Here is a 555-nt window from a genome sequence, read left to right on the forward strand (position 1 = left end):
TTTTTTTTATTGTCTTAATCGAGGTTCATTGTCTTCAAAAGCCTGTTTACAGCATAGTAGATGTAAAGCCCTAGTTGACTCCCTAAAAAGAACCACCACCAGACCAAGTACAAATCAATTACATCGAATTTACCAAACAATACCTGCTCGAAATCTAACATTGATTCTGTAAGTGGTCTTTGTGCACCCGGCAAGCCTAGCCTATCAAATGGTACATCACTAAACTCAAGATAACTTAGTAACCAAACGGGCATATATAGAAACACTTCTGTATCAGCAATTGAAACTGCTATAGCACGTAGATACTCATATCCTTTGTATAGTATTAGAAGGCCACCAAGGCCGATTAGATAGTGATTGGGTTTAAGGAGTTTCTCTGTTACGTATGATAAAGGGATTAGGACCGTCCTTACGAGCTTGCCCATTACGTAGTGAACGACTCCTGTAGTTACATAAAAAAGTAGAGCCGGAGTACGAAGAATTCCAAAGAAGATAGCAAGAAGTAGGTTCATAGGGCATACCTTAAGCTTAGTCTATAATATATTATAGTTTGGT

General features: G+C 38.2%; 1 protein-coding gene. It reads right to left on the bottom strand.

Features of this window, described 5'->3' with window-relative positions:
* Positions 1-14 precede the first annotated feature (14 nt).
* Positions 15-512: a hypothetical protein gene (locus tag IQR33_RS02000; RefSeq protein ID WP_025634132.1), complete on the bottom strand. Its 498-nt coding sequence runs from the start codon at positions 510-512 to the stop codon at positions 15-17.
* Between the last annotated feature and the right edge of the window lie 43 nt (positions 513-555).

The sequence above is a fragment of the Vibrio sp. OPT46 genome (genome assembly GCF_015163535.1).
GTDB classification, from domain to species: domain Bacteria; phylum Pseudomonadota; class Gammaproteobacteria; order Enterobacterales; family Vibrionaceae; genus Vibrio; species Vibrio alginolyticus.